General features: G+C 56.6%; 5 protein-coding genes. 4 read left to right on the top strand and 1 reads right to left on the bottom strand.

Going from position 1 to position 6858, the window contains the following annotated elements; translation table 11 throughout:
• Positions 1–628: 628 nt before the first annotated feature.
• On the bottom strand, positions 629–2071 hold the full coding sequence (locus NKH59_RS32945; protein WP_353024392.1) for an aminotransferase-like domain-containing protein: 1443 nt from the start codon (positions 2069–2071) through the stop codon (positions 629–631).
• A 351-nt stretch (positions 2072–2422) separates the two neighbouring features.
• On the opposite strand from NKH59_RS32945, the gene NKH59_RS32940 reads away from it, so the two are divergent.
• The 4 genes from NKH59_RS32940 (at position 2423) to NKH59_RS32925 (ending at position 6715) form a co-directional block, all read left to right on the top strand.
• Positions 2423–3640 (top strand): NAD(P)/FAD-dependent oxidoreductase, encoded by a 1218-nt coding sequence (locus NKH59_RS32940; protein ID WP_353024389.1) that lies wholly within the window; start codon positions 2423–2425, stop codon positions 3638–3640.
• A gap of 21 nt (positions 3641–3661) precedes the next feature.
• A complete protein-coding gene (locus tag NKH59_RS32935; protein WP_353024387.1) occupies positions 3662–4018 on the top strand; it encodes a Rieske (2Fe-2S) protein in 357 nt (118 codons plus the stop codon).
• A 186-nt stretch (positions 4019–4204) separates the two neighbouring features.
• Complete coding sequence (locus tag NKH59_RS32930; protein ID WP_353024385.1) at positions 4205–5179, top strand: aldo/keto reductase; 975 nt, start codon at positions 4205–4207, stop codon at positions 5177–5179.
• Positions 5180–5293: 114 nt separating this feature from the next.
• Positions 5294–6715 carry an aldehyde dehydrogenase family protein gene (locus tag NKH59_RS32925; protein ID WP_353024383.1) on the top strand — a complete coding sequence of 474 codons (1422 nt, stop codon included), beginning with the start codon at positions 5294–5296 and terminating at the stop codon, positions 6713–6715.
• Positions 6716–6858 lie beyond the last annotated feature (143 nt).

The following is a 6858-nucleotide window of genomic DNA, read 5'->3' as shown; positions in this document are numbered from 1 at the left end:
CGCTTCAACAGCAGCAATCCTTCAAAACAGAAGCGTCATCCGCAAACCGGTGCACCAAATGCCGCGTCAGCGGCTTCGTTCAATCGCAAAATCGAATTGCAAGAAAACAGTGCCCAAACACCGCAAATCTTGCAATTTCAAAGCCGACCTCAGCCCTAATCAGGATGCCAGATCAACGGTTGCCAACGAATTCATGCCACATGCGCAGTGGTGATTCACTGGCTCCGAAGGGATTTGGAGGATAGCGAGTGCGCGGCGGCGACGATCGAACTGGCGAACTGTTCAGATCCTATGAAGGTGCGCCGGGAGAACGGCAAGGAGTAGATGGTGAAAGTCCATCACGATGGAGGAGGAGCAATCCACGTCGGCCCGGGCCGTGCGCAGGGGCCCTGACGGGCGCAATCCTACGCACCCGCGGCGACAGCCGCAACTTTTTCGGGCGGGATCCTTGTTTCTCGCTTCTCGCCGCCAAAGCATCGTTCTTGGGTGTTTTTCGGCGTGCAATATTGGCCGCCCATCGCTGTCCGCAAATTAATCGCCCTCGATCTTGACTACCGCGCAACCCACTTCCGTATTAAAGCGTGCTGCGTTTTCGAAAGGCTTGTTCAGGGACGCTTCGGTCTGATGGTCATCGCCGACCGACCGACCTGTGCATCATCTCGCCCAATTTCGCCAGATAAGCTTCGTTCTGAGCGATCCATGGGAACGAGAAGTTAAGCGCTACGAAGTTTCGGAAGGAGGCCTCAATCGAGAAGATTGGACCTGGGAGAAAACTGAAGTCGGATTCTATCGCTTGAAGCAAAGCGCTAGTAGCATCGAAGCCGACTGGTCCTCGTACCCAGCACATGTACCCACCGACGGGAGGCGATACGACACATTCACTTGGAAAATGTTCTGCGATTAAATCGAGGCCCTGTTGCATTCTCGCGGCAAGTGTGCCGCGCAACTGCCTCAAATGCCGATCCTGACTACGGGTAGCCAGAAACGTGGCGATCGCGCGCTGGACAATACCATCACCGCTGTTCAGTCCATGTGCATACTGGTGAGTCATCAAACGTCGTGTGTGCGTGCCGGCAATGATCCAACCTAATCCATACGCTGGCGGGAGCGAGGCCATGAAACTCCCGAATTGCACCACGATATCGGACGGATCGTGTTGCTTGAACGAAGGCTGTCTGCTGCCATCGTAGTTCAGGTCGCTGAACATGTCATTTTCGAGAATAAGTACTTGGTGTTGGCGAGCAATTTCCACAACACGGCGCATTGTTTGTTCGGAATAGGTCACGCCTGTGGGATAGTGATTGGAGCCCATAAGCAATGCCACGCGAACCGAATTAGAGCGGACAAGATGCAGGAATTGTTCGGGATCGATGCCCGAGCGCGGGTGGGAATAAATCTCCACCACGGAGAGGCTCTTGCGGTTCAAGCCGGCCAGCATTGGAAAATAAGAAGGACTTTCGACAAGAATGACGTCTCCTGGCTTGGTAAATGCATTGAGGCACATGTCGAAGCACGACATGCCCGTGTTGCCGACAACGATTTCCCCGTGCGATACGACGCTTCCCCGCCTTGAGGCGCGGCGCGAAATTTCATGCCGCAACTGCACGTCGCCTTGCGGTGAATCGCACCCAACAAGCCTGGTCTCGCCTTGGCGCAAGAGCTGGCGCAACAGCCGGTCTATGTCGTTGCGGTCGAATAGGTCCGGACTTGGGTAGAAGCTGCCGAATGCGCCAAGCTCATTTGAATACCAAATATGGAGCAAAGCCTCAGGCAGATTTCTTACCGCCTCTCCACCGACATCGTGAGTATTGTTCCCTGGATCTGTCACTGGCGCCGGCACACCGACGACATAGAAGCCCGACCGAGGCCGGGCCTCGCAAACCCCCTCAGCCTCCAAGAGCTCGTATGCATGATGCACTGTCATCGGGCTATAACCGGTATCTTCGCTTAACTGCCGAACAGACGGCAGGCGATCGCCGACTCTCAGAGTCCCCGTGCGAATGCGGCGCTTGATGAGGTCAACGACAAATTCGTAGCGGCGCATAGCCGATGTCTTGGGAACATGGTTCATAGGATTGGAATTCCTATCGTAACTGGCACCTGCGGTGTCTGCACAAGAAAGCCGTTTTACCTTTTAACGTACAATGGGTGGCAGTCCGATCCGTCGCGGTGATTGAGCCTTCTGCACCGCCGTAGCCGGCGATCGGACAATATGGATCCTTCTGGACCGGCAAAATGCACAAAAGCCACCTATTCCTCGGAGCACAGTTCCTGGCAAGGAGGCGTTTCGAGGTTTTGCTTTGGAAGCTGGGCCGTCTGTGCTGAACGAATTCGCAGGAATTTGACGCTGGTGCATCTCCAGATTTTTGTTTCTTTTGTCATATTGGCAACGTTCAAATTTGCCAGGCGCTGAGGAATGTTTATGGAAACGGTCGTTATCATCGGAGGAGGGCTAGCAGGACATCGTGCCGCCACAACGCTCGCCGAGCTGTGTCCTGAGCAGCGCACGGTCCTGATTCATGGCGAGAGCGGGACACCCTATGACAGGCCGCCGCTGTCCAAGGACTTTCTCTTGGAGGGCAAGAGGCCGACCCTGAAAGGGTCTGAGCTGTATGCAAAGGGCGTCGTTTTGCGGGATGGAACGAAGGCCACTCTCATCGACCCTCTTCGACGCATCGTCGATACTGACAACGGTGATCCGGAACACTACGACAAGCTTTTGATCGCAACGGGATCTCGGGTCCGGCAGCTGGAGAGCTTAAATGTGGACCCAGCACAAGTTCATTATTTGCGCACTGAAGCAGACGCTTTACGATTACGCGCGGCTCTTGCGCGAGGCCGACGGCTGGCAGTTGTCGGCGGCGGTTTTATAGGACTGGAGGTATCGGCGATCGCTCGCCGCTTGGGCTGTCAAACAACGGTCTTTGAGCTGGCGCCGCGACTGCTGCCGCGCAGCGCCTCGCTCTCCTTGTCAGAATGGGTCGCGACGCGCCACGCGAGCGAAGGTGGTGAGCTGCGTTTGAACTGTGCAAATCTGCACATGGCGAATAATTCAAAGGGCGAGGTCCTTCTGACTTGGGATGGAGGGTCGGCCGTTGCTGACATGGTCCTTATTGCCATTGGGATCGGGCCAAATGCGGAAATCGCCGCTGACGCTGGCATCGACACCGCCGACGGGATCGTTGTGAATGCACGCTGCGAAACGTCCGTTCCGGGAATATATGCTGCCGGAGAAGTGACGAACTATCCTGTGCCCGCGCTTGGCCGGCGGCTGCGCAGTGAGAGCTGGACTGTGGCCGGCGATCAGGCAGTTGTGGCCGCACAAGTCATGTGCGGTCTGGATGCACAGTATCAGGACCTACCATGGTTCTGGTCCGATCAGTGCGGCGTAACCCTCCAGTCACTCGGGCTGCCAGCCCTCGCGACGCGCCTGTATCGCATCGGGGACGTCGCGAGCGAACGGTGGCTGGAGATTGGCACCGATGACCATGGACGTTTTGTCAGTGCCGTGGGGGTCAACCCTGGTCGTGACATGACGCAGCTCCGGCGAGACGCAAAGGCTGCCAAGCCCATATCTCCGGATATTATGAGCCGGGCCGAGGAAGTCGATCCGTCTGACTTATACCTGGCAGCTGGCTAATTACGCCAATCGGAGTGAACTGTGACAACAGCAGAAAAGAACATAGATACTGCGCCGCAAAATTCTGAATGGATAATTCTTTGCGCCCTTTCCGATCTTCAAGAGGACTCCGTAACGCCGGTCGAAATCGACGATAAACGGATTGCTATTTACCTGATCGACAACAAAGTATATGCGACCACCAACGTGTGTTCACACGCGTTCGCTCTCCTTTCCGACGGCTGGCTGGACGGGACCATTATCGAGTGCCCTTTGCATGGTGCTCAATTTGAAATCACCTCGGGTGAAGTGGTTCAAGGCCCGGCTGACTGCCCGATCACCGTGTTCGAGACGAAGGTGGAAAGCGGCCAGGTCCTAGTGCGTCTTCCCGTAGCGTGAAGTCGCGCCAGATCTGGGGCCGAAACACGCTGTACGTTGGTGCCCGCGCACGTATTCCAGTGGCCATGCTAGTCCTCAGGCAGACGGCATCGTCTTTCGCACCCGGTGCCATCGGAGATCTGTGACGTCGCTTCGGTCGTGTAAGCCTTGGGTTGCATCGACCAGCTCAAGTTGGGGAGGAACGGGGTGGATTACGTCAACGTTGGAAGGACCGGCCTCAAGGTTTCTCGGATCTGTCTTGGCTGTTTAAGCTTCGGCTTAACTGAGCGGCGCTGGGGTTTGAGCGAGGATCAGAGCCGACCAATCATCAAGCGGGCGATCGAAGGTGGAATCAATTTCTTCGATACCGCCAACACGTATGGCCACGGAGCGAGTGAGCAGGTTCTGGGCCGAGCTGTCCATGATTTTGCCCGGCGCGACGAGGTGGTGATCGCGACGAAGGTCTACTACCCGATGCGGGCCGATCCAAACGGACGCGGCCTTTCACGCAAGGCGATCATGGCGGAGGTGGAGGGGAGCCTGCGCCGCCTCAACACCGATTATATCGACCTTTACCAAATCCATCGCTGGGACGACGCTACTCCGATCGAAGAGACGCTCGACTCACTACACGACGTCGTCAAATCCGGGAAGGTTCGGTATATCGGTGCATCCTCAATGGCTGCATGGCAATTCTGCAAAGCGCTCCAACTCGCTGGCAATCATGGTTGGACCCGCTTTGTCTCCATGCAACCGCACTACAATCTCCTCTATCGCGAGGAAGAACGCGAGATGCTCCCTCTGTGCGAGAGCGAAGGTGTTGGCGTCTTACCGTGGAGTCCGCTTGCGGGGGGGCGTCTCGCGCGCCCTTGGCAGGAAGAGCCAGACACCCTTCGCGGGCGGACCGACGAATTGAGCGCGGGCAATTACGCGCGAACGCAAGAAGCGGACAAGATCGTCGTCGACCGTCTTACGTCGCTATCGCAAACACGGGACCTCCCTCATGCGCAGCTTGCCTTGGCGTGGCTGCTTTCGAAGCCGGTGGGGACTGCACCCATCGTCGGCGTGACGAAGCCGCAACATCTCGAAGACGCGTTCGCGGCCGTCGGCGTGAAGCTATCGGAAGATGAGGTCAAATTACTCGAGGCGCCGTACGTGCCACATCCAGTTTCAGGACTTTAGCTATAGGCGACGGGGACGGCAGCGAGAGCGCGCTACGCGATACATCCAAGCCAATCTCAATCGCGAACGGTCTTTGATTTTCCCAAAAGATTCGATCAAACTTAGGAGCGGTTAATGGTTCAGCGCATGAAATTCTACATCGATGGCATATGGACAGAGCCCGCGTCGCCGAACCGAATGGCCGTAGTCAATCCTGCAAACGAAGAGACAATGTATGAGATAGCTCTCGGGTCGAAGGCTGATGTAGATGCGGCGGTCGATGCAGCCAAACGGTCATTCAACTACTTTTCCAACACATCACGCCACGAGCGCCTCGCACTCCTGGGAAGAGTTATCGATGTTTACCGTTCAAGGCTTGCAGACATTGCGGCATCCATTTCCGACGAAATGGGCGCACCTTTGGGGCTTGCAGACAGAGAACACGCTGCAGCGGGCTTGGCCCATTTTGAAACGATACGCAGTGTTCTTGAAAAGTACAGCTTCGAGGAGACAATCGGCTCGTCGCTGATCGTGCGAGAACCGATTGGTGTAGTGGGGATGATTACGCCGTGGAACTGGCCCATGAACCAGATCGGGGCCAAAGTCGCGCCAGCGCTCGCGGCTGGCTGCAGCATGGTCCTGAAGCCTTCTGAGTTTACGCCAAGTTGCGCATTGATCTTCACAGAGATTTTGCATGAGGCTGGCGTGCCCCGCGGTGTATTCAACCTCGTCAATGGCTTGGGGCCTGAGGTTGGTGTTGCAATGAGCGAGCATCCTGACATCGACATGATGTCCTTCACTGGTTCGACGCGCGCGGGCGTAGACGTGGCCATCCGATCTGCCGCCACCGTCAAGCGTGTCAGCCAAGAACTAGGCGGAAAGTCGCCCAATATCATTTTGGATGATGCAGATCTTGAGCAGGCTGTCGCCAGCGGTGTCGCCTACATGATGCTTAATACTGGCCAGTCATGCGACGCACCCAGTCGAATGATTGTCCCCGCAGCCAAGATGCGGGAGGCCGCGCGCATAGCGAAAATGGCTGTGGACCAGATGAAGGTCGGGGATCCGCGAGCGGTAGCCACCACCCACGGCCCCGTCGTCAATCGGACTCAGTGGGAGAGAATTCAAGCGTGGATTGAAAGGGGTCTTGCAGACGGCGCGACGTTGGTCGCAGGCGGCACAGGCCTGCCAGAGGGCCTTAATAAAGGCTATTATGTTCGACCAACCATTTTCGCGGATGTAACGTCCGATATGGCAATCGCGCAGGAAGAGATTTTCGGCCCTGTTTTGGTGCTGATGAAGGCCGAGGATGAGGCGCACGCGATACGCATCGCCAATGATACCCCGTACGGTCTTGCCGGCTACGTTACGTCTGGATCGGTAGACCGTGCTCGCAACGTTGCTCGGCAGATACGAGCGGGCAGTGTCAACATTCAAGGGGTGTTTCCTGATTTGGCCGCGCCATTCGGTGGATACAAGAGGTCGGGAAACGGCCGTGAATGGGGAAGATTCGGTATGGAAGACTTCTTAGAGACAAAAGCGATCGCGGGCTACTAAAGCAACAGCGTCCCTTCGCGACCCATTAGCGGAGCAAATTCCATCCAGCCGGTGCGATGGTACCCATCCGGTGAAGACCGCAGACGTGTATCCGGCGGCCATGAGCACCTGAGCACCGCGGTGCCGGCGTCAAGCTTTCTTTG

Source organism: Mesorhizobium sp. M0998 (assembly GCF_040318885.1).
GTDB lineage: Bacteria > Pseudomonadota > Alphaproteobacteria > Rhizobiales > Rhizobiaceae > Mesorhizobium.
This window is presented reverse-complemented; position numbering and strand designations above follow the sequence as displayed.